We start from the raw sequence: 24955 nt of genomic DNA, 5'->3' as shown, positions 1-24955 counted from the left end.
AAAATCAACGGGCCAATTGGTGAGATCCAGCTTATTCTTTCTCCTGACTGGCGAGTTTCTTTTTGTTTTCCCAGCGCCAGAGAAAAATCATTAACCCCACAACCCCAGCCTGCACCGCCAGATTCGGAATCGCTTGGTCTAAATCTCGCCCAGCGGCAATTTGCAACAGAAAAATCATCCCCCCAACGCCCCCAGACAACCCAAAGCATAGATAAATAAATTGGCGGAGCGAACGGTAAGGATTTTTGGCTTCCGCCCGTAGACGGGCCATTTTTTCGGGGGTGAACTTTTGACTCATGGTTGTATCAATTGCGAGGGATTAACCAGCGTTAACCCCTACGGAACAAAGAAATTAACGAATTAAATTTTGGAAAAAAGCCAGGTTGACGGTGTCGCGCACGATGAGAAAAACCCCAAGGCCAAGTAACAGGACTAAGCCCGTTTGCATAATGTTTTCCTGGAGGCGCATCGGCAGAGGTTTACCACGAATTCCTTCTACTAGGAGAAAGGCCAGTTGGCCGCCGTCTAAAGCGGGTAAGGGCAAAATGTTAATAATCGCCAGGTTAATGCTAATGAGTGAACCAAATTGGAACAGATTACTCAGATCATCTTTCGCTAAATCGGCTCCCACCGCCACGATCGCCACGGGGCCAGCCACCTGTTGGGCTGTTTCTTGGAAATTGAAGATGAGTTGACCAAACCCTTGCACTGTGAGACTGGCAAGCCGCTGAAACTCCCGGGAGCCTGCCTGGAGGGCCGCAATGGGATTACCGGCACGGTTGCGCACAATTTCACCATTGGGAGCTAACATCACCCCAATTTTCCCTTGCCCATCACTCCCCGCATCGGGGGTTACATCTACAGTGAGTGTTGCTTCGCCCCGTTGGAGTTGTAGATTAAGGGTTTCGTTGGGAGCCTCCTGAATCAGCACCCGCAATTCCTCAAGGGCGGCTTGGCCACTGGGGAGGGTTTGGCCATTAACAGCTAGGACAATATCTTCGCTTTGAATACCTGCTGCGGCTGCTGGAGAGTCTACTTCGGTTAATACTTGGGGAATGCGTACACCCGGTTGATAGTTAATGTCTTGAAAACCCACGGTGCCTGCCTGTACCACGAGGAGGAAGTAGGCAAAAATTAAATTGGCAATGACCCCGGCACTGATCACGATCGCCCGGTCAAAGACGGGACGATTGCGCAAGAGGTTCGGGTCTTCTGGGGGAATATCACTGTCTGGATCGTCATCGGGGAAGCCCACATAGCCACCGAGGGGGAAGGCGCGCACGGCATACTCGGTTTCTTTGCCTTGGTATTTGAGCAGGGTCGGCCCAAAGCCAATGGAAAAGCGGTTGACATGGATATTTTGAAGTCGGGCTGCTGAGAAGTGACCCAACTCATGGATCACGATGAGGAGTGCCAAAACTGCGATCGCCGCCAGTACGGACATAACGTTCTCTTGATGTTGTAGTGATTTTTTATGTTCTAGCTATTGTAGGCGATCGCCATCGGAGTTATGGGAGAAAGACCTGGGTGAGCGGCAGCCTCAAAATTGAGATGCTAGAATCAGCGGCGATAAAACCTTTAAGAAACATTAAGTTTTTTGCCTGCTATTCTCCTCCTTGGTGCTCTCCTATGGCTCAGCAATTTCATCTCCCCATCGGTGCCTGTTTATCCCTAACCCTGGCCTTTGTTTCGACGGGATGCGCCCTCGAACGAAATAGCAATGCCCAGCCAGCGGGCCGCCTAGAACAGTCAGACCAACCGCCCCTAGTCGAGGTGGCGATCGCCACTGGTACAGAAACAGCTCCCACCGCTAGCTACACCGGCAGCACCATGGCCCTGAAAAAAGTCGTAGTCCGCTCCCGGGTCGAAGGACAATTACTCACCCTCAATGCAGACGTAGGAGATTTTATCCGCCAAGGTCAACTGCTCGCCACCGTGGAACAGGACTTACCTCGCACCGATGTTAGTGAAGCCCAAGCCGAACTGGCCGCCCGGCAATTTGAAGTAAAAGAAGCAGAATCTGTTCTTGCCGAAGCCAAAGCCCAGGTGGAACGGAACCGGGCCGAACTCAAACAAGCCGAAGCCGATGCCCGCCGTCTCCAACAGTTAGCCGAAGCGGGGGCGATCGCCGCCCAACAAGCCGAGGTTGCCCAAACCCAGCAAGCCACCGCCGCCCAGGTACTAAAAGCCAGCCAAGAACAAGTCATTACCCGTCAACAAGCGATCGCCGCCACCAAGCAACGGGTGACGGCCCAACAAGCGATCCTCGCCCATGCCCAGGAACGCCTCACCTATACTCAAATCACAGCGCCCCAAAGTGGCATTCTCCTCAGTAAGCAAGCCGAAGCTGGCGATACGATTCAAGGGGGGCAAACCCTCGTCGAAATTGGCGATCTGAGCGCCATTAAAGTTGAAATCCAGATTTCTGACCGGGATCTGAGCCAATTTGCCCAAGGTCAACGGGTTAATGTGGCCCTCGATGCCTTCCCTGGGGAAACCTTTCCCGGCGAAGTCACCCGCATTTCTCCTGTGGCCGATGCCGCTGCCCGTTTAATTCCCATTGAAGTGACCATCCCCAATCCCGCAGGAAAAATTGCCACGGGATTACTGGCGCGGGTCAGCCTCACAGATCCCAACCTCACCACGGCTGTCATGATTCCCGCATCCGCCCTCACCACGGGGAATAATGGCAACCAAACAACGGTATTTGTGCCCGTTACCCAGGGGGACACAACAACTGTGCAAGCGCGTCCGGTGCAGGTCGGCCCCGAAGATAATGGGATGGTCGCTGTTTTGAGTGGCCTCAGTGCTGGGGAACGGTATGTTGTCCAAGGCGATCGCCCCCTGGAAACTGGACAAACAGTCCGCTTAAGTTTGCTGTCCGAATAATCATAAAATATCAACTATTCTTGATTTAATGTCCCTCACCCAAGACCTAACCTTAATTTTGCAGGGTTTCAAAGCCTTAGGAGATCCCATTCGTCTGGAGATCATAGAACGGTTGCGGGCCCAAGAGCTATGTGTTTGTGAATTGTGTGATGTCTTGGATCTCAAGCAATCTAAGCTTTCTTTTCATCTGAAAATCCTTAAAGAGAGTGAGTTGGTACTAACCCGGCAGGAAGGCCGCTGGATTTACTATCGGCTGAATTTAGCCCAATTTATCGCCCTAGAATCTTATTTGGCGGAATATCGGCGTTTTGGGGAAATTTTGCCTGCTCGCCCCTGTGCGGATTAAGATTTTAATCCAGAATGCAAATCAATTTTTTTTGATATATTGAGTCCTGTAAGCCTCAGCAGGATTTTTTTAGTCATGGTCAAAACCAAGGCGGTGCAGGCAGGGGGACAGCTCAATATATTTGAGAAATACCTGACCCTCTGGGTGGCCCTTTGTATCGTTGCGGGGATTTTGCTCGGTCGTCTCTTTCCGGCGATCGCCCAAAGCCTCGATGCACTCAGTCTCTACAATGTGTCGTTGCCGATTGCGGTGTGTCTATTTTTTATGATGTACCCGATCATGGTGAAAATTGATTTTTCCCAAGCCGTCAAAGCAGCCCAAACCCCAAAGCCAGTGACCCTCACGTTGGTGATCAATTGGCTCATTAAGCCCTTTACGATGGTGTTTTTTGCCCAGTTTTTTCTGGGGTATTTATTTCGGCCTTTGCTCAGCGCCACGGAGATCATCCGGGGGACAGAAATTGCCCTGGCGGATTCCTATATCGCGGGCTGTATTCTGTTGGGAATTGCCCCCTGTACAGCGATGGTGCTGATGTGGGGCTATCTGTCCTATAGCAACCAGGGTCATACCTTGGTGATGGTGGCAGTAAATTCTTTGATGATGCTGTTTGTCTATGCGCCCTTGGGAAAATGGCTCCTGGCGACGAATAATTTGACGGTGCCTTGGCAAACCATTGTGTACTCGGTTTTGATCTATGTGGGTTTACCGTTAGCGGCGGGCATCTTGAGTCGGCAATGGCTGCTGCGCCGCTATGCTCGGGCCTGGTTTGAAACCCAGTTTTTGCAATTTCTCACCCCGGTGGCGGTGCTGGCGCTATTAACAACTCTGGTGCTGCTCTTTGCCCTCAAGGGGGAATTGATCATCAATCAACCTCTGCATATTCTGCTGATCGCCATCCCGCTCTTGATCCAAACTAATGTCATTTTTGCGATCGCCTATGTTGCGGCCCAGAAGTTGGGATTTACCTATGAAGATGCGGCCCCGGCGGCCTTGATTGGGGCGAGTAATCATTTTGAAGTGGCGATCGCCACGGCGGTGGTGCTGTTTGGGTTAAATTCTGGGGCTGCCCTCGCCACGGTGGTGGGGGTTTTGATCGAAGTGCCAGTGATGTTGATGTTGGTGAAGGTGTGCCAGAAAACCGCCTTTTGGTTTCCCCGGGAGCCGGAAAAAGCGACGCTACCCGATCCCCGTTGTCTTAATTCGTGCAATTTCTAGGGAAGTAAAAAGTGCCATGAAAAAGATTATGTTCGTCTGTCGGCGCAATTCCTGTCGCTCCCAAATGGCGGAGGGTTGGGCGAAACATCTCGGTGCAGACAAGGTGATCGTCCACAGCTCTGGCCTGGAAGCTTCGCGGGTCCATCCAGGGGCGATCGCCACCATGGCTGAAGTGGGTCTTGATCTGACGCCGCAAACCTCTAATGCTTTAGCCGAATTTAACCCAGAAGATTACGATGCGGTGATTTCCCTCTGTGGTTGCGGGGTCAATCTGCCCGCCGCCTGGGTGACACGGCCCATATTCGAAGATTGGCAAATTCAAGATCCCGATGGACAGCCTCCCGAAATTTTTCGGAATGTCAGAGATGAAATACAAGGACAAGTCAACCAGTTGCTAAAAAAGTTAACATCTTAGGGCGATTTGCAGGAGGTAGCGGTTTTTTGGCTAAATTGACAAATTTTGAACCAAAGATTGCTCCCTAATGTCTAAAAAGTAGCTTCTTCTTGTCCAATTTCCCGGTGCATCCGCCATGAGCGCAAAATCAAATCTAAGCTTGACGACCCTCGCCATCCGGCGTCATATCGGCACCCTGATGTTGGCGATCGCCGTTGTGGTGATGGGATTTTATGCCATCTTCAGGATGCCCGTGGATTTACTCCCTTCCATTACCTATCCGCGCATTGGTGTACGGGCTGATGCCCCCGGGGTCGTCCCCGCAGTGGCCGTTAACGAAATTACCAGACCCCTCGAAGAAGCCCTCGCCGCCACGGAAGGGGTGACTCAAATTTTTTCCCAGACCAGGGAAGGCCGGATCAGTATCGATCTCTTTTTTCAGCCTGGCGCTGATGTCGATCAAGCCCTGAACGACACAACAGCAACCCTTAACCGGGCGCGCAATTCCCTCCCCGACAATATCAGCCAGCCTAGGGTATTTAAATTTGATCCGTCCCAGTTGCCTGTCTACGAGATGGCCTTAACCTCCAGTACCCTAGCGCCGGTGGATCTACGAATTTTTGCCGATAATGACCTGGCGCGAGAATTAATCCGGGTGCCGGGGGTCGCCAATGTGGATATTTCCGGTGGGGTTGAAGAAGAAATCCAAGTCAACCTCGATTTAGAACGCCTCCAAGCCCTGGGTTTAGATGTCCCCACCGTCCTCAACGCCCTGGGGGAACGGAACCAAGATGCTTCTGGTGGTTTGTTGCGGGGCGGTGATCAAGAATCCCTCACCCGCCTGCTGGGACAATTTAATAACGTAACGGAAATTCGTAACTTACCGATCCGCCTGGGCACCCCAGAAAATCCCCAGACGATCACCCTCCAGGACGTGGCCCAGATTACGGATGGCACGGTGGAGGAACGGTTAATCGTTACCCTCAATGGCCAACCAGCAGTGAAGGTGAGCGTCCAGAAACAACCCGATGCCAACACGGTGCAAGTGGTGGATGGGGTGAAAGCAAAGTTAGCAGAACTGCAACAATCCGGCCTGATCCCTGCGGATATGGATCGTACGGCAACCTTAGACGAGTCGGTGTTTATCCGCAGTTCAATTCAGAATGTGGCGGTGTCAGGACTGACCGGGGCAACCCTCGCGGCGATCGCCGTTTTATTGTTTCTAGGCTCAGTACGCCAAACCCTCATTATTGTTTTGTCTATTCCCCTGGCGACGTTGACGGCACTGATTTTGATGTTTACCTTCAATCTCTCCCTCAACGTGTTTAGTTTGGGGGGCCTAGCCCTGGGGGTCGGGGTCGTGGTGGATAACGCCATTGTGATGCTCGAAAATATCACCGCTGGGGCCGAAAAAGTGAAGTCCGAGCATGGTTCACGCCGGAAATTGCAGCGCACCGTCGAAGCCAGTAGTCAGGAGTTGGAATCGGCCTTATTTGCCTCGACGACGACAAACCTGGTTTCCGTGTTGCCCTTTCTGTTGGTGGGGGGCTTTTTAGCGCTGATTTTTAGCGAACTGATTCTAACTATTAGTTTCTCGGTGGCCGCTTCTCTGATTATTGCTCTGACAGTAGTACCTGCCCTTTCTTCACGACTACTCGCGGTACGTTGGTCTAGTAACCTCCAGCGGGCACTGCCGATTCAGTGGTTTGGTGCTTTTATCAATCGCTTAACGACCCTCTATAGTCGCGTTTTGGGCCTGATTCTGCGGCGGAAATTATTGGTGATTGCCGGGGCGATCGCCATTTTTGGGGGCAGCAGTTTGTGGATGGTGGGCCAATTGCCCCAGGAAATTCTGCCCCGGATCAATACAGGCCAAGCGGAATTACGGGCCACTTTCCCCCCAGGCACTACAGTCGAAGAAAACCGCACAGTCATGCAAGCTGTAGAAGAGTTGCTGCTCGCTCAACCAGAGACAGAATATGTTTTTACCACTTCCGGGGGGGCTTTATTCGGCACTTCAACGGTCAGTAACGCGCTGCGGGGGTCGAGTAGTGTCACCCTCAAGCCTGGCAGCAATGTCCAAGCCTACACCGACCGGATCAATCAGCTCGTGGCCGAACAAATTCCGGCGATTGGCACCTCAATTCGGATGCGACCGGGCAGTGTGCGGGGCTTGATTTTGAGTAATTCTCCGTCCCGGGCCGATGTGGATGTGATGCTCCAAGGTGCAAATACAGACATCCTTGAGCAGGCGGGCGCACAGGTTTTAGCGGCCCTGGAGTCCCAGGCAACCCTCGCTAGCTATGAACCCGATGCGGCTCCCCCCCAACCGGAAGTACAAATCCGCCCCGATTGGCAACGGGCTGCTGCCCTAGGTCTTTCTGCTGAAGCGATTGGCAGCACGATTCAAACGGCCCTCGATGGCTCTGTGCCCACCCAACTGCAACGGGGCGATCGCCTGGTGGATATCCGTGTCCAACTCGAACCCCAGACCATTCAACGGGCCGCCCAATTACGGAGTATTCCTTTATTTACCAGCACCCGACAACCGGTACAACTAGGGGATCTCGCCACCATTACCTCCGGTGATGCCCCAGGGGAAATCCAACGCATTAACCAGCGACAGGTGTTGATCCTCGAAGGAAATCTTGTCGAAGGGGCCAGCCTGAGTGACGCCCTCAGCGAAGTAAATCAAATCATTGCCGGTCTTGAGTTGCCAGCAGGGGTGAGCCTCTTGCCCAGTTCGGCAGCAGAAACCAATCGTCAAATTCAACTGGCCCTCCAACTCCTTGGGGGGATGGCGGCTTTCCTCGTGTTTGTTGTGATGGCGGTGCAATACAACTCCCTCATCGATCCGTTGGTGATCATGCTGACGGTGCCCCTAGCTTTGGCAGGCGGCATCTTAGGTCTATTCGTTACCCAAACGGCAATTGGGGCGACGGTGATTGTTGGGGCGGTGCTCTTGGTGGGGATTGTCGTTAACAACGCGATCATCATGGTGGAACTGGCGAACCAAATTCGAGAACGCGATCGCCTGAGTTACCGGGCAGCGATTTTGGAGGCGGCCCCCCAGCGTCTCCGGCCGATCCTCATGACAACGATTACGACGGTCTTGGGCTTATTTCCCCTGGCTCTGGGCATTGGCGAAGGATCAGAATTTCTCCAGCCCTTGGGGGTTGTGGTCTTCTCCGGCCTTTCTTTGGCAACGGTGTTGACCCTCTTTATTATTCCCTGTTTTTATACCCTGCTCCATGAACTGGGTACCCCCCGCACCAAGCGTCCCCGCCCGGTGGTTGTAGAAGAAGAGCTGCCGACTAAAGTCCTACGTTAGGGCCGAAAAAGTGCTTAGAAAAATCCCTCTACAATGGGGAAATGATCTTCGTTATGAGAAAAAATTGCCATGGGCGATCGCCTCCTGTTTCACCTTGCAATTCCGATTACTGACCCAGTTGTCGCCAAAAAATTCTATGCCGATGCCCTCGGTTGCACGGTGGGACGAGAAAATAGCGGGGCGGTGATTTTTAACTTCTTTGGTCATCAACTGGTGGCCCACGTCACTAAGGAACCCCTCAGCCCCCAAAAGAGCGTTTATCCGCGCCATTTTGGTCTAAATTTTCTCGATGAACAGGATTGGCAACAGGTCTTAAATCGGGCAGAAAACTATCAACTCCCCTTCCGCGATCGCCCCCGCCTCCGGTTTCCAGGAAAATTAACGGAACATCGTACTTTTTTCCTCGAAGATCCGTTTTTTAATCTATTGGAATTCAAATGGTATCGCCATCCAGAGGCAATTTTTGGTGGTCGAGAAATCACCGAAATTGGCGATCGCCCCGAAACTCACTAGGTTTTGCTTTGAGATTATGCGGCTTTAGTAAGTTGCATCACTGTTATTGATGCCGTTGGTCGTCAAAAAAATAAAGGGGCAAAAATCGCCCAATTTAAGTGCTTTATTTGGTGACGACATAAAAGCTTGTGGGATGCGCAGCTAACGCTTAACCACGGCCAATGCCATTCAATTACAGAAAAATTGCAGGCATTCCAATGGTTTGTTTCAGTTCTTCTGGTTAGATCAATTGGTTTTTGCCGGAGGATTTAGTGACAAGTAGTAGTTTAAAGTTTTTTGACTTAAACTAAGTCATTAGCTCCTAGGCCGCGCAATTTTTCCCGTTGCCAAGCTCGCTAGTGGGCAATTTTTAAACTATTTTCAGCTGGACCCTTAGAAGCTAATGTTCGCTTTTCGAGATTTTCTTACTTTCAGTACCAGTGGCCTCGTGGTCCTCTCTGGTGGTGGGGTGGCGATCGCCCAAACAACCCCGCCGCAAATCGCTACGCCAGAGCCTCCCGTCGGTCAGGCCCCCCAGGCGCCATTGCCACCATTGGCCACTCCTGGCGTTGATCCCCTCGATACAGCAGCCTTTTTACCCAGCCTCGGTGGTCTCAGCAAGCCCACAACCCTGGCGGCTCTGCCCCTACCTGCCGCAGATCTCGATTTAACGCCGACTGCTCACCTCGGCACCATCCAGGCCCCTGCGCCCCTCCTCGCCCAGGGAGATGCCACAGAAACCCCCTCAACAACGGGAGTCGATGTAACGCTGCCCACCGCAGAGACAAACCCGACAATTCCCCTTGTGCAACCCTTACCGCCGGATCGGGTGATTAATGAAGATCTAAATCAGCTTCTAGAACCCATTGAGAATCCGGCAGTGACAGTCCCCCAGGAGGCCACAGCGGTGACGGCTGATAATGTTGTTGACCTCACCCTAGAAGAAACAATTCGTCTGGCCCTAGAGCGCAATGAAACACTCCAGGAAGCCCGTCTGAACTACGACCGATCAGAGGAATTTGTGCAAGAGGCGATCGCCGCCGAATACCCAAACCTCAGCAACCAATTCGACATTACCCGCACCGACAGCGCCAACGGAGAACTCCAGGCCCGGAACCTAGGCAGAGACAACAACGCGACCACAGCGATCAATGGCCGTCTCGAAGTCAGCTATGACATCTATACCGGGGGGCGTCGCTCTGCGCAAATTGAAGCGGCCCAGACCCAATTGCAAATTGCCGAACTAGACATTGAGCGCCTCACCGAAGAAACTCGTCTAGCCGCTGCGGTGAACTATTACAACCTCCAGAGTGCCGACGCCCAGGTGGTCATTGAACAAAGTTCGGTGTTTGATGCCACCCAGAGTTTACGGGATGCCACCCTACTAGAACAGGCAGGCTTGGGCACAAAATTTGATGTGTTGCGGGCCGAGGTCGAACTCGCCAGCGCCCAACAGCGGCTTACCAGGGCTGAAGCCACCCAAAGAACCGCCCGGCGTCAACTGGCTCAACTCCTGAGTTTGGAGCCGACCATCGATCCCCGCACCGCCGATGAGATTAACCTCGCTGGAAGATGGGAAATTTCTTTAGAAGAAACCATTGTTCTGGCACTGCAAAACCGCCAAGAATTGCGCCAGCAGCTCCTTCAACGGGAAGTTGATGGTTACCAGGAACGGATTGCATTGGCTGCCGTGCGACCTTTGGTCAGCGTTTTTGCGAATTATGATGTCTTGGAAGTGTTTGATGATAGCCTTGGCCCCGCCGATGGGTTAACGGTTGGGGCCCGGATGCGTTGGAATTTCTTTGATGGGGGTGCAGCGGCCGCCCGGGCAAATCAAGAGAAAGTTGATCAGGCGATCGCCGAAAATCGTTTTGCTAACCAAAGAAACCAAATTCGCCTGGCGGTGGAAACGGCCTACTATGACTTTGAAGCCAGCGAACAAAACATCACGACGGCAGCCGCCGCAGTCACCTTAGCAGAAGAAAGTTTACGCCTGGCTCGTCTGCGCTTTAATGCAGGGGTCGGCACCCAAACCGATGTGATCTCTGCCCAAACGGGTCTGAATACGGCCCGGGGGAACTATCTCCAGGCAGTCACCGATTACAATCGTGCCTTTGCCCAACTGAAGCGGGAAGTCGGTTTAGGGGATGCGGTGATTGCCCCAGCGGCTCCCTAGGGATTATTGAGCGATCGCCTTGGTTTGCAGCCAGGTTTCAATTGCCTTGGCGATCGCCCCGGCGAGTTCTTCCTGGGCCTGGGGATCGGTAATCCACTCAAACTCCGTGGGATTAATCATAAAACCCAACTCCATTAAGACTGCTGGGGCTTCCTGGGGCCGGGTCAAGGCCAAGTTATTCCAAAAGACACCATAACTGGGACGGCCTAACTGCGTCGTTAAATCATCGTGGAGAAACTGCGCCAGGTCATGGGCCTGGGGATGGTACCAAAACATCCCGATACCCGCCGTATTTTCTGCGTCCCCCGCATCGGGCAGGGCATTGTAATGGACAGACAGGGCCAAAGTGGGCTGGAGTTCACGAATCGCGGCCTGGCGATCGCCTAGGGATAAATCTTGATCCGTGGTACGGCTGAGGATCACTTCCGCGCCCTTGGCTTCCAGTTGTTTTTGAATTTTTTGGGAAATAAGCAAATTAATTGCTTTTTCGGGGTAGCCCGTTGGCCCCAAGGCACCGGATTCAGCCCCCCCATGGCCAGGATCGAGCCAAATGGTCGCGCCCCGGAGCGAATTCCCCTGGAGTTGTGGCGGGTGGCGGAGGGACAAAATTAAATTGCTGCCTTCATAACGCAGTGAATGGCCCCATTGTTGGTCTGTTTTGAGGCGAAAATCATAGCGGATCGTTTCTGGATCAATCTGCGCCCAGTCGAGGCGGCGGATAATTGGACTTTCATCTAGATAAATGGTGTCAGTTTGGGCGATCGCCTGGTGGAGCGTCAGGCTAAAGGTGTCGTCATTTTGACTGACGGTAACTGGTACGGGCCTTTGGAGGGGAAAAATGACATTTGTTGCTGTGGCGGTGGTTTGCGATCGCAGGCTGCGAATCAATGTTGTCGGCGGCACTGCACCCTGGATCGGTGTGGTCTCCGAAGCGCGAATCCAAGCGCCATAGTCTAAACGCAGCCAATCCCCTTCTTTACCGGTAACCAGGGCCTGGGTTCCCTGGGGCAAGGGCGTCAGCCGCGAAAAATTGGTACTGGGACCTGTGCGGGCCACCCCAGCTAAACTGATGACGGCGATCGCTTCAGTATTTTGGGCGTCTAAAATTTCTACACGACCAGGGCTAGTGGCGGTACTGGTTTGTCCCTGGACATTCATCTGGTAACGGGCTTGGCCGAGGTTCCCGCCTTGGGTAAAGTGCTGACAGCCCCCATAGGTTCCCGTAAAAACTTCGGCAGGAGCTTCATTCTCTAGGGTTAAGACGGCGGCATTGCTAGGGAGCGTCACCGTGGTCTGGGGTTGTAGGGGAAAAGATTTTCCGCCGAGGGCAACCCTAACTTGGGCTTGGGCTGGCCCCTGGACTTGGAAACAAATTGTCTCGTCGGCTTGCCGGGCAATATCCACCGCCGGGAAAGGGGCTTCGAGTTGGTTGGGCGGTATTGTATTGTTAGCCAAGCGCTCAACGGTGAGGGTTTTTGTTTCCGTCTGTCCCGAAGGCTGACGATAGGTCAGGGTGATTTGGTTTTGACCCACCGCCAAGGGCAAACTGGGGGCAAAATGGCCCAAGTCACTCCGGGTAATCGGTTCACCATTGATCGCCACGGTGCCCGCCGCTGGGGCTGAGCCAATCAAGAAAATCTGGGCGGCGCTGGTCTGGTGATTGTTTGGGGGGTAGACCAGTTGGAGGCGATCGCTTTGGCGAGGAAACTGGGCGATCGCCGGAAAGGTCAGGGCCACGGCAATACCAGAACTGAGGGCGATCGCTTTAAACATAAATCTTGTCCTTAACTTTTTAAGCTTACAAAGGCCATCTCCATTGAGACAGCGTTCTTTGAGGCGTTGAAACCTAGAGGGTGCTATCCCCCTGAACCACCTGTTTAATGGTCGTAAAACTTTCGAGGCCAATTAAACCCCGGCGATTTCCCTTTTGGTTCGAGACCCCAAGAAATACCGAATCGCTCCCCAGGGGATGACGCGAAAAACAAGGGGAGGCATTGATATAGATCAAAGCACTATCGAGGCCCATGGAAAATTGCCGACTTTCATGGTAGGACTCCGTGACAATACAATCAGCATGGCCACCGGAGTTGCAATTAATCTCGGTGATGGCAGCGGCCAGATCCGGCACCCGTTTAAACGCCACAATTTTTTCTAAATAAGCCTGCTGCCATTCTTCTTCAGTGCTAATGGGGGCGAGGTGTTCAGGAAATTCTTCGACGAGGGACGCATCCCCCCGTAGCTCAAAGTCTTGTTCTTGGAGGGATTTAAACAGACTAATTAAATGGGATGTTTTTTGCTCAGGACACACCAGGACTTTTTCGATGGCATTGACGGCATCGGGTTCGTAATTATGGCTGTCTTGGATCACCCAACTGGCCAATTCCAGATCACCGCTGGGGGCGAGGTAGAGGTAGCAATTGCCTACGGTGGTTCTCAGGACAGGGGTGGTGGCGTGTTGCACCACCTGTTGAATCATGTTGGGACGGCCATAGGGAATGATCAGGTTCAAGTAGCGATCCTGGGCCACTAGCTGTTGTACGGTACAACCTTCCTCAGAAGAGAGAGATTCTAAACAGCCTGCGGGTAAACCCTGGTCAGCAAGGGCCGTTTGCATAATCTCAGCGATCAGATGATTGGTATGGCTGGCATCACCGCAACCGCGAATCACGAGGCTATTGGCTGTCTTTAAACAAAGTCCAGCGGCGATCGCCCCTAATTCGGGCAAGGCTTCATGGATCAGACAAATCACCCCCAGGGGCATCCGTTGGGAATAGGTCTGGTAACCGCTAATTTGATAGGTCGCATTTTTCACCCGTTGCAGCGGATCGGGTAGTTTTGGCAGTTGACGCAGCAGACGCACTGTTTTTTGCAGCCGTTCGGGGGTCAACTTTAACCAATCCAGAATCAGCTTCGGCACGGCCATTTCGCGGCTGGCCTCTAAATCCTTGGTATTCGCTTCGAGGATGACGGAAATATTGGCCTCTAGGGCGGTGGCGATCGCCTCAATACCCAGATGACGTTCACTACCTTTGAGTAACTCTAGTTCTAGGGAAGCCTGATGGGCCCGCTGCAAGGCTGCCGTAATCGGATCACTGCTCTCTAACGGGGGAGTAGATGCCATTTGATTACCCATGAAGTCCCAATGTACTCGCGAAAGTTTGCGTAAAGCCTCACCAGATCATACTGATTGCCCTAGGGGATCGCAAGAACCTGCCAGCTAGCAAGGTTGCTTTCTCCCAACTTTTTTGTCAAAAAGGCCAGTTGCTCTTATTAAAATATGTTTTCTGTATCAAATTTTACAGAAAATAAAATATAATGAGGTAGAGAACAAAGCATAAAACACAAATCCCCCGTGTTTCGCGGTCGGTCAGGAGCAAAACCATGAGAACCCAACAACAAGCCCGTGCATTAATGATGCGCCATCACCACGCCATTAAAAATCGTCAAATGTCCCTCCTGAACCGTTCTGCCACAGAAATCGGCATGGCACCAGAAGGAGACTATCAAGGCACGATCCAAGGTAAACTCCCTCGTCAAGTGCGTGCGGACTATGGCCCTAGTCATGCCACCATGAGCTAACGAAATTTACTGGGAAAATTCTGTTTTCTAAAAAATGATCGATGGTCACCGCCGTTTCAGGATGGTGGCTTTTTTCGTCGGTATTACAAACGCTGGCTCCATTGGTCTTGGGACAAAAAGGGGCGATCGCCACTGATGGTTGCCACGGGTTCGGTAAGGGTAAAATCTCCGGCTTGAATCCATTGTTTGAGGGTTTCTGCCACTTGATCCGCGAGATATAGACTCGTGACCGGAGCAACTTTTACGGTTTTTCCCTCAATGGTTAATTTCCCAGTTTTAAGCTGGCCATAGCTCACCAAACCAAAGGTGGGCCGCACCCGGCGCGGAATCGAAAAATCCATCACCGGGGCGACAATTTCTTTATCTTGGACGGCACAGTGGGCGATGACTTCCTCGTGGAGAACTGGCAGGGGCACCCCCACGCCCAACATTAAAGAAGGGCCGTACTTGGTGAAATAACAACCCCGTACCCACTTGGGATCCATTTGTTTTGCGTCGCCAATCAAGGCCAAAGTGGAGGCTGGCCCCAGGGGTGTGCGATTGCCCAGACGTTTCTGGAGGGGAAAATGCTGGGTGCCTTCCCAGGCCACGTAACCAATACCGCCCCCCAAGAAAATTTTGCTGCCGACCCCAATTAACTCTAGATCGGGATCATTTAACAAAGGAGAAATTGCTCCGGCACAAGCATAGACGGCATTTCCCAAATGGGGCTGGAGGGGGCCGAGGTAAGTATAGAGGGGGCGATCACCACCGTTAACACCCACAATAAAATTTTGATAAAGATTGCGGGGATTGAATAGATAAAACTGATTAATTTGATCTTTCGTGAGGGTATTGTCCCAGGTAGCGCGCGGATAACAATCGGTTACGTGGCCCAGGGCATGGAGATGGACGGTTTTACCCGCGATCAGATCTTCAATCACATGGCCGCCGCCTTTCTGGGAGAGGGGGCGATCGCCAATTTCCGCCGCTTCATTTTCCAGGGGATCTTCCATCATGGTTGCCCCTAGGTAAATATCCACCGCCCCCAAGCCAGGATAAGCAGGCACTCCATTAAGCCAACACTTGCGAATTTTAATGGGGGGATCCGTATGGCCCAGGTTGAGCATTGCCCCCGAAGATTCCATCGGCTCAAAGGTACCTGTGGTCACCACATCAACGGTTTCGGCAATTTTTTTGATGCCCCATTCCGCCACCCGTGCTTTCACTTCAGACACCGTCCAGACAACGGCCTGGTGGGCGAGAATCTTTTCGTTGATGCTGGCGATCGTTCTCATGGTTGAACAGAGGGGAAGCGTACCCTTTCATCCTAGGAGAAAATCACCCTTGGTTACGCCGCCGCCGGCACCGCTCCGAACAATATTTCACGTCATCCCAGCATTTTTCCCATTTTTTGCGCCAGGTAAACGGCAGTCCGCAAACGGTACAAATTTTCGTCGGGAGATCGGCTTTTTTACGCTGTCGTACCATGGTCAATCATTGCAACTGGATGTCGCCTTGTTTCATGTTGCTTTTTTACTTCAGGGTGCGGCCTAATACATCCGGCCCAAAACGTAGTCAATGAGATCCGTGAGGGCATCTTTGGAGGGAGACGGATCTAAGCATTCCAAACTGTGGCGAGCCAATTGACCGTGGTGGGCGGCAAGTTCTTTAGCGCGACTGATCCCATTGCTGTTGCGCACAATTTCGAGGGCTTTTTCGGGGTCGCCATTTTCGGCAAATTCCCGCTCGATCAGTTGGGTTAGGTTGGGATGCTCTTCCATGGCAAACAGGGCTGGGGCGGTGATGTGGCCGCCGATTAAATCAGATCCGGCGGGTTTCCCCAGGACATCGGTAGAGCCAGTGAAGTCGAGGATGTCATCGACAATCTGGAAGGCCAAGCCTAAATTACGGCCATAGTCGTAGAGGCGATCGCCAATTTCTGGGTCAACCTCACTGAGAACAGCCGCCGCTTTGGCACTGTTTCCAATCAACGACGCTGTTTTGTAATAGGATTTTTCGATGTAAATTTCGAGGTTCATTCCGGTGTCGAAGCGGTTCAGCCCCTGTTGAATTTCCCCTTCGGCGAAGTCTTTGATCACCTCAGAGAGCAATTTCACCACGGTGAGATTGTCTAAATTCGCGAGGTACCAAGAGGACTGGGCAAAGAGAAAGTCTCCGGCCAGAACCGCGATGCGATTATCAAAAAGGCTGTTAACAGTAGGTACACTCCGGCGGAGGGCCGCTTCATCGACCACATCGTCGTGGACAAGGCTCGCCGTGTGAATCATTTCGGTAATTTCTGCCAGGCGACGGTGCCGCTGGGTCAAAGGGCGATCGCCTAGGGTTGCCCGGGAGGCCAAAAGCACAATGGCGGGTCGAACTCGTTTCCCCCCCGCAGAAAACAGATGCTCTGCCGCGGCCCCCAAAATCGGATGTCGGGCGCTAATTAGCCGCGTCAGATTTTCACTGAGCTCCTTGAGGTCGGCTTCGACGGGAGAAAAAAGGGTAGTCGCTGAAATCATTATTAAGCCGAGGGAAACGAAATTTACGAAAATTTACATATTCTATATTGTATGGCAATGGATTCGTTTCAGCAGAAAACGGCTCTTTTTTGCGGGTCTACCCTGGCCCGATCGCTCGTAGGGACACCTGTTTCAGGCAGGCGATCGCCCTTTAGCCATTGGTGATCGAAAGGGGCGATGTATTCACCATGAGGTTTTTTAAGTCCACCTGTTCCACTAGGGGCTGATGTCCAAGCCATCCCTTCGCCGATTGGGCGAACTGGTCTGGGCAACCGCTCACCGCAAAGCGGGTTGGTAATGGTGACTGGGGATTTTTCCAGCCCATCAATTCCAATTCCTGTTCCGTGGCACTGACCACATATTCCGCCGGATCGACACAAATCACATGGCTCGGCAAAATTGATTGAATCACCCCAGACAAGTGGCGATAGTGGGTACACCCATAAACCAGGGTATCAATGCCCTGTTCGAGGAGTGGTTGCAGACGTTTCTGAACAATGCGTTTCGTGTGGGGATCGTTAATGCGATTGGCCTCAATGAGGGGGACAAATTCTGGGCAGGGCATTTGCCATACCGCCGCCTCTGGGTTCGCTTCCAGAATCGCGTTTTCGTAAGCGCCGCTATTCACTGTGGCCTGGGTAGCGATGACTCCGATGCGTTTCCCTTGACTGACTGCCCCCCTTGCTCCGGGAAGAATCAGCCCTAAAACGGGGGTCTTAAATTCTGAGCGGATCACGTCCAAGGCGATCGCCGAGCTTGTATTACAAGCCATCACCACCATCTTCACCCCTTGGGCTTCCATCCAAGTCAGAATTTCGCGCACATATTGAATCAACTCTTCGGGTGAACGATCACCATAGGGTAATCGGGCCGTATCGGCAAAATAGATAATCGACTCTTGGGGGAGTTGTCGGTAAAGGGCTCGAAGGACGGTGATGCCCCCCAAGCCACTATCAAAAATGCCAATGGGGTGTTGCTGTTGGTTGCCCATAGATTCTCGTTCACACCAAATAAATTAAACAAAGATTAGCGCAGTTTTAAGGTATTTGCGCTTATTTCTGTGGCGAATTACTGATTTTCTGGCAACCCCCTGGGCTAGCGCACATTGTTTTGGATATATTCCAGGATGCCAGCGGCGATCGCCTGGGCCATTTGGCTCCGAAATGCAGGATCATTCAAGCGGGGAGCATCTTCCCGACCCGTGACAAAACCTGTTTCCACGAGCACTGAAGGCATGGATGTATTACGCAATACATAAAAGCGCGCCGTTCTCACACCCCGGTCTCGCATCTGAATCCGTCGCATAATATTGCGGTGGATAGATTCAGCTAAGGCTCGACCACTTTGGTGATAGTACACTTCCAAGCCGTTCACATCGGGACGACTCATGCTGATGGCATTGGCGTGGATACTCACGAATAAATCAGCATTGGCATTGTTAGCCAGTTGGGTACGTCCTTCTAGGCTGACAAAATAATCCGTATCCCGGGTCATTCGGGCGGTGATGCCACTCTGTTGCAGAATTCGGGCTACTTCCTGGGAGATGGGCAGAATCACGTTTTTTTCCTGTAGGCCGCCAATCCCCACAGCACCAGGATCACGACCACCATGGCCGGGGTCGATCATGACCATAATATTGCTCCGGGGCGGGCGAAAATTTGGCAGTACCGCTTGGGTTGTGGGGGGCGGTGCCGTTGGGGCCGGTGGCACAAACAGGGGGCTTGTCGTTTGGGGACGATTGAGGTCTAGGGCAAGAAACTGGGCGTTGGGTTGACTGAGACTCCCAATTTGTACCCCCTCGGCGGGTTCAATCTGGACGAGCACCGTATTGGCCGTTTCCTGGCGGATGGCAATGCGGGAAATGGGACTATCTCCCCCCCACTGGGGGCCACGCACAGGTTGAGCAAGGCGGGCGTTGTTAATGCGAATTTGGTAAAGACCTTCGTTCCGATTCCAACCACCGTCGGCCTGGAGGCGATCGCTGCCACGGATGACTAACTGGGTACTGTTGCGGGCAAGTTCTAGGGCTTCAACGATGGTTTGTTGAGGCTGGGCTGTGGCGACTGATTGTTGGGTAGGCACGGCGATCGCCCCAGTTTCTCTTCCCCCTAGGCTACTGGTGCCCCCATCCGGAAGCAGCACTAAACCGCCATCACCGTAGGTGGTATACAGCGCACGCCACCGAGGGCTACCGGGTTCTAAATTTAAGGTAATGCGGGCTTCGGTACGGCTGGGTTGCTCAAATTTGATTTGGCGGACTTTGTAGCGATTAACGTCTAGGGTCTGATTTTCTAAGCTCCGGGGCAATTGCAAATCCCGCAGGGTAAAGGTAAGGCGATCGCCATCTTGGTCGGTAGTGATGCGACTACCGGGCCGGGGATCCAGGTTCACGAGGAATCCCTGTTGGGTCACCCGCACCAAGTTATTAAAAAAAGCTTCTTCTGGAGCGGCGTTACTGGGATTTCCAGGATTGGCAGAATTGTTAAAAATTTCTGGGGTACTGGGAGCTACTGGGGCCACGGGAATGAGTTCAGGTTCTGGTAAATTCACAACCCAATCCGTCGGCGATCGCCCTTCAAAACGAATTGCCTCAGGATCTAAGGTATAGCCAGGGGCTAATTCCACCACCAACCGTGTGACATCTGGCGCAAACTGACCTAGCCGTACGCTCGTAATTTTGCCGCCATAGCTGCGATTGACCGTAGAGCTTCCCAGGACAGTGCCCGGTAAATCAATCACCAAACGGCTGGGATCTGGGATCAGTTGCGCTTCGGGCTGCACCCGTTCATTGGTGCGAAACTGCAATTGACGTCGTTGGGTATTAAATTCCCAAAAGACCAATTGACCTGCCCAAGCCGGTAGTTGCCAAGTGGATAGCGTCAGTAGCGTCAGAAAAAACCAGAAAAATCTCACAGTTAAAAATCCTCGACTCACAAGGGAAAATGCCACGCCCTCAAGATATGGAACAACTCCGGTGGATAGAGATAAAACCTCTTCCTACCGTTCTCCCAAGGGACGTGGGTCGCTTAGGATATGTTTCAATGGTTGCCCAAGGCTGAATTATTGTAGCTTCTCCGGCGTCTCTCCAGTGGCGATCGCCGCCTGGGGTTCCTTAAAGACCAAACGCAAAAATGGCGGTGCAATAAATGTCGTCAAAATGACCATCATAATAATTGCCGCTTCCGTCGATTCCGAGAGGGCGCCACTGGCCGAACCAACCCCTGCAAACACAAGGCCCACTTCGCCCCGGGGAATCATGCCTACCCCAATCGCCAACTTGTTCAACTGGTCTTGGCCAAAGACTGTAAAGCCCGTAATAACTTTCCCGATAATTGCCACCACGATCAAAAAGGCGGCAATAATTAATCCCTCACGGTTGGCGGGGACAGCCGGGTTGAGGACACTGAGGTCTGTTTTCGCACCGACGCAAACAAAAAAGATGGGGACAAACAAATCCGCCACCGGCAGCACCTGTTCTTCTAATTCACCCCGTTTATCCGTTTCCGCCAGAATCAGTCCAGCCGCAAAGGCTCCAAGAATCGCCTCCAGTTGGATTACCGTTGCAATGTAGGACAGCACAAAAGCAAAAACGACGGATACAGTTAACAGTTGGCCTCTGGTTTTCATGCCATCCACCAAACTGACAAATAAAGGACTCAGGAGACGACCCACAATAATCGCACCAATGAGAAACGCCCCAGCACTGACAATGAGCCAGATAGTGCTGACAACCTGCACTTCTCCTGTTTTCGCCAAGCTTGCAACCACAGCGAGGACAATAATGCCGAGGACATCATCGAGCACGGCTGCCCCAATAATAATTTGTCCTTCCTTGGTGGTCAGTTGACCCAATTCTGCTAGCACCTTAGCGGTGATCCCGATGCTGGTTGCCGTGAGGGCTGCCCCCGCAAAAATCGCCGGCACTGTACTCAGGTGGAATAAAAAGACCAAACCCGCTGTCCCGGCAGCAAAAGGTGCCACGACTCCCACCACGGCGACGATGGCCGCTTGGGGGCCAACTTTAATCAATTCTTGCAGATCCGATTCAAGACCAATTTCAAACAGAAGGATAATGACCCCTAGTTCTGCGAGGACAGAAATCACTTCGCTTTGGGTGGCAAACACTGCCGGGGCTGCTTCAGGACTTAAACCGGCTGTATTTTGCAGAAATTGCATCAGTAGTGATTGGGACGCTTCGATGCCCCCTTCTGGAAAGACCAGTAAACTCAGGGCAGATACGCCCACCAATACTCCGCCGACTAATTCGCCCAGCACTGGGGGGAGGTTGATGCGGGAACACAGCTCTCCGCCCACTTTACTCGCAAAGTAGATGACCACAAGGCTCAGTAGCACCGCAGCCAGAATCATGGAGGGTTCCGCTGCTTCACTGGCGGGGGGCGCATTGAGAAGGAACGATTGAAAATACGGCATGAATTTTTGATTACAAGGTAACGACAAGCGTAGGGACCAAAGTTGTCCGGGGAGGTTTGGCTTCGGTCAAAAAACGGGGCAGAATAACCAGAGGCTTCCTGGTCGCGTTTTACCAGATTAATGTAACAAACCCCTGGATCATTAAAGGGTTTATTCTTGACGGATTTATCAGCAACTTTTCGTTTTGGGACAATAATTAGAAGGTGTTTGCCCTGGAAATTGCCATGTCAGAACCGTTATTTTTAGTTGCGAATCTATTATGCCGAACGCCGACTGCTGTTCATTCGGTCAAGGCGATCGCCCCCCAAACTTGCATCCAAAGGGCGAGCAATCCAACGGCTACCAACCTTTGGGCAACGGCAACACCGCAATATTCATCTAGCCCTCGCTTTCGTTCCGGGGCGCAACTCTATACTTTTCGTCTCAATGCTTTACTGCGGGGACAGATTCAGACCGCCCTCAAGGCAGGAGCAAGTACGCGGTTATGGACAAATGGAGCGCCTCAGCCCACTTATCAGCAGTGGCAACAACTCTTGAGCCAAGAAGTACACTTGGCGGCGCAATATCAAGGGCGGCAGTCCCTCGGCATTTTATTAGGGGATTCCCTGAGCCTCTGGTTTCCCAATGACCTTTTACCGGCTTCTAAAATTTGGCTGAACCAAGGAATTTCAGGGGAAAACACAAGTCAAATTCTGGCGCGTCTCGGCACGCTTAATGGTCTCCAACCAAACACAATTTATCTCATGGCCGGCGTTAATGACCTCAAGCAGGGGGTTTCTGAAACGACATTACTGAATAATCTGCGGGCAATTATTCGTCAATTACGCTGCCAACATCCTAAGACGTTGATCGTCGTGCAGTCCCTTTTACCCACGAATCACGGCTATTTACGCAAAGACCGGGCCATTCGTATCAATCAACAACTCCAGGCGATCGCCTCCCAAGAAGGTGTCAATTACCTCAATCTTTATCCCTTATTCACCGACGCTAATGGTGGACTCCGGTTGGAACTAACCACAGATGGCCTCCACTTGAGCGATGCTGGCTATGCCCAATGGCAGGGGGCTTTACAACGCCTAGAAGATTGTTTGGCCCAATGATTTTTAGGAGTTAAACCTTTTAGGAGTTAAACCCGATAAGATTCCGAGCATCACCCCTAGATTTTTTTAGGCAATTTGGCGGGAAGCCAATTTTTCCAAGTGGAGTTGGGATTCATGGAGCAACTGATGCCGACCATCCTGGGGATGTTCTAGGGAAGGCACGAGATTCTTGGCCTGGAGTGCCATATGGAGCTGCAGTTGGGCCACGTATTCACCCATCTCTTCTGCCCAGGGATTGACTTGATTCTTTGTAGAGTAAATAGCAGTCATTGCTTTCACAGTTGTTCGAAAACATTTCAAGTTCGCTGGCTATGAGGTTACCATGCCCAGGAGAAACAACGGACGCCCTCCAGAGAACTGCAATATTTCTCAATGGGGAACCCGCAGAGTCTGTTATAAATCTTGATGTTTTGTCGGCTTTTGATCCTAGGAAGCCGCCGCAATCTCCGTTTCGAGTAGTTCCCGGAAGCGAATTTCATCTTTATGGGGATCGGCTTGGCTTACTTTTACTTCCAGGCGATCGCCCAAGGCAACGGCCCGTTCAAAGCGATGGGGGAGTTCTAGACCCAGTTCTTCCAAGAGGATAATGCCTAATTTTTCATCTTCCCGGAGCCAGCGTAGGACTAACCCTTGCCACACTTGATCCGCATTACGACGTAAATATTCGAGGCTCCAATAGCGGTTGGTTTGGCGCTCTACATGGACGGCTTCCTGACTGGAAGTGACAACGCTGTAGAGAATTTCCTTGAGTTCATCCACCGAGAAAGGCAGTTCATCCCCCCGCAGATGAGCCTTGATTTGAAAATGGGCCAACAGGTCAGTGTAACGACGAATGGGGGATGTGACTTGGATATAGGAATCTAACCCCAAACTGGCATGGCGTACAGGATTGGTGCCCATTTCACTGCGGGGCATACAACGCCGTACCGCACAGGCGCGCACAGGCCCGGCGGGTAATAATAACAGTTCCTCTTGGGGGGGAAGTTCCGGTTGGGGTTGTCCCCGGAAAGGCAGCGGTAAACCATGGGTACGCCCATAATGGCCTGCCACTTCGCCAGCGAGGATCATCATTTCCGCAACCAGTTCCCGGGACATGGAGGCATGGAGGACTTCGATAAAAATGTTTTCGTCCTGCACCTTAATGGAGGCTTCTGGCATCTTAATACTGATGGAACCTTGGGCATCTCGCCACTTTCGGCGTTTGTGGGCAAAATCCGCAAGAAGAGCGATTTCTGATTCGGCCTGGATCCGCAGATGAAGCATTTCGTCCACGTCGTCATAGGTCAGGCGATAGGTGGGCTTCACCCAACTGGGGGTGATTTCATAATCGGCGATCGCTCCATTGTCTGTGAGCAAGACCCCAAAACTGAGGGCCGCACAGAGCTGACCTTGGCGTAAGCTCATCGGCCCCGTCGCCAGCTCTTCCGGGAACATGGAGATCATCCCCGTGGGTAAATAGAGGCTGGTACTACGACGTCGGGCTTCTAGATCGAGTTCATCCCCAGGGCTTAACAAGCGGGTGGGATCCGCGATGTGAATCCAAACTTTATGGCGACCGCTTTCTAGGGTTTCGATACTGAGGCCATCGTCAATTTCTGAGGTACTCTCATCGTCAATGGTGTAGGTCTTGAGATGGGTTAAATCGATACGGTTCCCCTCATCGGTATCACCGGGCGAGGCTGACAGGCGGGCATGGGACACATCGAGTACCTTCTGAGAAAATTTTCTGGGGTAACCGCTCCGGAGGAGAGCAAGATTTTCGTGGGAACTCCACCAGCCAAGGGAGACCAAGAGGCGGAAAGCCTGTTCTGTCGTGGGCGATCGCCCCAGCATTTCGAGGAGATCGTGGGCGGCTCTGGCTGACTGCTCCGGGTAGAGGACAAATTTTTCTAGGCTTTCGAAACGTTGCCGATCACTGTCTTCCCAGGTTACTGTTTCTCCGGCGATCGCCTGGTTAACCCGCTGTAAAAATTCTGTTTTTTCACGTTCTTTCTGAGCTTCAACTTCTAGTTGATGCTGAATTTCGCGGACCTGCGCCTCTGCACGGGGTTCGTAGTAATCCCCTTTGCGTTTGAAGAAAATCTTATCTTCCGCCAACATCAAATGACAGGCATAACATTGCTGGGGCGTTTTGGCTGAAAACAAAAGTTGCGCGAGGGATTCTGGGGTTGCCGGTTCCGAGGCTTCGACGAGAAACTCCCAGGCGACGGCCAGATTGTCGGGATCAACTAATGCCTGACTTTCTGTGAAAAAGCTGGGGATCTCAGTTGGATCGTAGGGGGAACCCGCCACGGTGTATTCAACCCTTTGGGGACGCAGCTTATGGGATTGCCCCCGTCCATCGATTACGATCCAATCTTTTTTTCCTTCAGGACGCTCAGCGACAGCAAGTACTCGTTCTCCCTGTAGCCGAAACTCAATCAGTTGTCCTTTTTCCACCAGCTTTGTTGCCTAACGCGACTATACAAGAGCAATCCTAAACTCAACACCTAGAATTG

The 24955-nt window shown here is 52.3% G+C and carries 21 protein-coding genes; 9 read left to right on the top strand and 12 right to left on the bottom strand.

Annotation, left to right across the window (positions count from 1 at the left end):
* Positions 1-31: 31 nt before the first annotated feature.
* On the bottom strand, positions 32-298 hold the full coding sequence (locus tag AWQ23_RS03130; RefSeq protein ID WP_062432418.1) for a DUF3493 domain-containing protein: 267 nt from the start codon (positions 296-298) through the stop codon (positions 32-34).
* 54 nt (positions 299-352) lie between these two features.
* A complete protein-coding gene (gene rseP / locus AWQ23_RS03125; RefSeq protein WP_062432414.1) occupies positions 353-1444 on the bottom strand; it encodes an RIP metalloprotease RseP in 1092 nt (363 codons plus the stop codon).
* 185 nt (positions 1445-1629) lie between these two features.
* On the opposite strand from rseP, the gene AWQ23_RS03120 reads away from it, so the two are divergent.
* The 7 genes from AWQ23_RS03120 (at position 1630) to AWQ23_RS03090 (ending at position 10843) form a co-directional block, all read left to right on the top strand.
* A complete protein-coding gene (locus tag AWQ23_RS03120; RefSeq protein ID WP_071884944.1) occupies positions 1630-2889 on the top strand; it encodes an efflux RND transporter periplasmic adaptor subunit in 1260 nt (419 codons plus the stop codon).
* A gap of 28 nt (positions 2890-2917) precedes the next feature.
* Entirely contained in the window at positions 2918-3235 is a 318-nt protein-coding gene (locus tag AWQ23_RS03115) for a helix-turn-helix transcriptional regulator (protein WP_062432410.1), read from the top strand.
* Between the two features lie 75 nt (positions 3236-3310).
* A complete protein-coding gene (gene arsB, locus AWQ23_RS03110) occupies positions 3311-4450 on the top strand; it encodes an ACR3 family arsenite efflux transporter (protein ID WP_062432407.1) in 1140 nt (379 codons plus the stop codon).
* Between the two features lie 16 nt (positions 4451-4466).
* Positions 4467-4865 carry an arsenate reductase, glutathione/glutaredoxin type gene (arsC, locus tag AWQ23_RS03105; RefSeq protein ID WP_062432404.1) on the top strand — a complete coding sequence of 133 codons (399 nt, stop codon included), beginning with the start codon at positions 4467-4469 and terminating at the stop codon, positions 4863-4865.
* A gap of 115 nt (positions 4866-4980) precedes the next feature.
* Positions 4981-8175, top strand: a complete 3195-nt coding sequence (locus AWQ23_RS03100) for an efflux RND transporter permease subunit (protein ID WP_062432401.1) — start codon at positions 4981-4983, stop codon at positions 8173-8175.
* 69 nt (positions 8176-8244) lie between these two features.
* A complete protein-coding gene (locus tag AWQ23_RS03095) occupies positions 8245-8688 on the top strand; it encodes a VOC family protein (RefSeq protein WP_062432398.1) in 444 nt (147 codons plus the stop codon).
* 382 nt (positions 8689-9070) lie between these two features.
* On the top strand, positions 9071-10843 hold the full coding sequence (locus AWQ23_RS03090) for a TolC family protein (protein WP_030005845.1): 1773 nt from the start codon (positions 9071-9073) through the stop codon (positions 10841-10843).
* Positions 10844-10846: 3 nt separating this feature from the next.
* On the opposite strand, the gene AWQ23_RS03085 is transcribed toward AWQ23_RS03090, so the two are convergent.
* Together AWQ23_RS03085 and AWQ23_RS03080 are read right to left on the bottom strand one after the other, a co-directional pair.
* The gene (locus tag AWQ23_RS03085) at positions 10847-12616 is read right to left on the bottom strand and encodes an N-acetylmuramoyl-L-alanine amidase (RefSeq protein ID WP_062432396.1); all 1770 of its coding nucleotides are present in this window, start codon (positions 12614-12616) and stop codon (positions 10847-10849) included.
* A gap of 73 nt (positions 12617-12689) precedes the next feature.
* Entirely contained in the window at positions 12690-13964 is a 1275-nt protein-coding gene (locus AWQ23_RS03080; protein ID WP_062436476.1) for a glutamate-5-semialdehyde dehydrogenase, read from the bottom strand.
* Positions 13965-14224: 260 nt separating this feature from the next.
* Here AWQ23_RS03080 and AWQ23_RS03075 point away from each other — a divergent pair, with 260 nt between their 5' ends.
* Complete coding sequence (locus AWQ23_RS03075) at positions 14225-14422, top strand: hypothetical protein (RefSeq protein WP_012306213.1); 198 nt, start codon at positions 14225-14227, stop codon at positions 14420-14422.
* 83 nt (positions 14423-14505) lie between these two features.
* On the opposite strand, the gene AWQ23_RS03070 is transcribed toward AWQ23_RS03075, so the two are convergent.
* From AWQ23_RS03070 to AWQ23_RS03045, 6 genes are all read right to left on the bottom strand, one after another.
* Positions 14506-15699 carry a homocysteine biosynthesis protein gene (locus AWQ23_RS03070; protein ID WP_012306212.1) on the bottom strand — a complete coding sequence of 398 codons (1194 nt, stop codon included), beginning with the start codon at positions 15697-15699 and terminating at the stop codon, positions 14506-14508.
* A 43-nt stretch (positions 15700-15742) separates the two neighbouring features.
* Positions 15743-15892 (bottom strand): DUF2256 domain-containing protein, encoded by a 150-nt coding sequence (locus AWQ23_RS15700; RefSeq protein WP_071884901.1) that lies wholly within the window; start codon positions 15890-15892, stop codon positions 15743-15745.
* 62 nt (positions 15893-15954) lie between these two features.
* Positions 15955-16926, bottom strand: a complete 972-nt coding sequence (sds, locus tag AWQ23_RS03060; protein WP_012306211.1) for a solanesyl diphosphate synthase — start codon at positions 16924-16926, stop codon at positions 15955-15957.
* Between the two features lie 151 nt (positions 16927-17077).
* Positions 17078-17917 carry a glutamate racemase gene (gene murI, locus AWQ23_RS03055; RefSeq protein WP_030005842.1) on the bottom strand — a complete coding sequence of 280 codons (840 nt, stop codon included), beginning with the start codon at positions 17915-17917 and terminating at the stop codon, positions 17078-17080.
* Positions 17918-18021: 104 nt separating this feature from the next.
* Entirely contained in the window at positions 18022-19839 is a 1818-nt protein-coding gene (locus AWQ23_RS03050) for an N-acetylmuramoyl-L-alanine amidase (protein ID WP_062432391.1), read from the bottom strand.
* Positions 19840-19986: 147 nt separating this feature from the next.
* The gene (locus AWQ23_RS03045) at positions 19987-21294 is read right to left on the bottom strand and encodes a cation:proton antiporter (RefSeq protein WP_397428317.1); all 1308 of its coding nucleotides are present in this window, start codon (positions 21292-21294) and stop codon (positions 19987-19989) included.
* A 287-nt stretch (positions 21295-21581) separates the two neighbouring features.
* On the opposite strand from AWQ23_RS03045, the gene AWQ23_RS03040 reads away from it, so the two are divergent.
* Complete coding sequence (locus AWQ23_RS03040) at positions 21582-22457, top strand: GDSL-type esterase/lipase family protein (RefSeq protein ID WP_157072187.1); 876 nt, start codon at positions 21582-21584, stop codon at positions 22455-22457.
* Between the two features lie 66 nt (positions 22458-22523).
* On the opposite strand, the gene AWQ23_RS03035 is transcribed toward AWQ23_RS03040, so the two are convergent.
* Together AWQ23_RS03035 and AWQ23_RS03030 are read right to left on the bottom strand one after the other, a co-directional pair.
* Positions 22524-22727: a hypothetical protein gene (locus tag AWQ23_RS03035; RefSeq protein ID WP_012306206.1), complete on the bottom strand. Its 204-nt coding sequence runs from the start codon at positions 22725-22727 to the stop codon at positions 22524-22526.
* A gap of 156 nt (positions 22728-22883) precedes the next feature.
* Positions 22884-24896 carry a ribonuclease catalytic domain-containing protein gene (locus AWQ23_RS03030; protein WP_062432383.1) on the bottom strand — a complete coding sequence of 671 codons (2013 nt, stop codon included), beginning with the start codon at positions 24894-24896 and terminating at the stop codon, positions 22884-22886.
* Positions 24897-24955 lie beyond the last annotated feature (59 nt).

Source organism: Picosynechococcus sp. PCC 73109 (genome assembly GCF_001521855.1).
GTDB lineage: Bacteria > Cyanobacteriota > Cyanobacteriia > Cyanobacteriales > MRBY01 > MRBY01.
The sequence above is the reverse complement of the archived record's forward strand: the minus strand, read 5'-3'. Positions and strand labels throughout refer to the sequence as shown.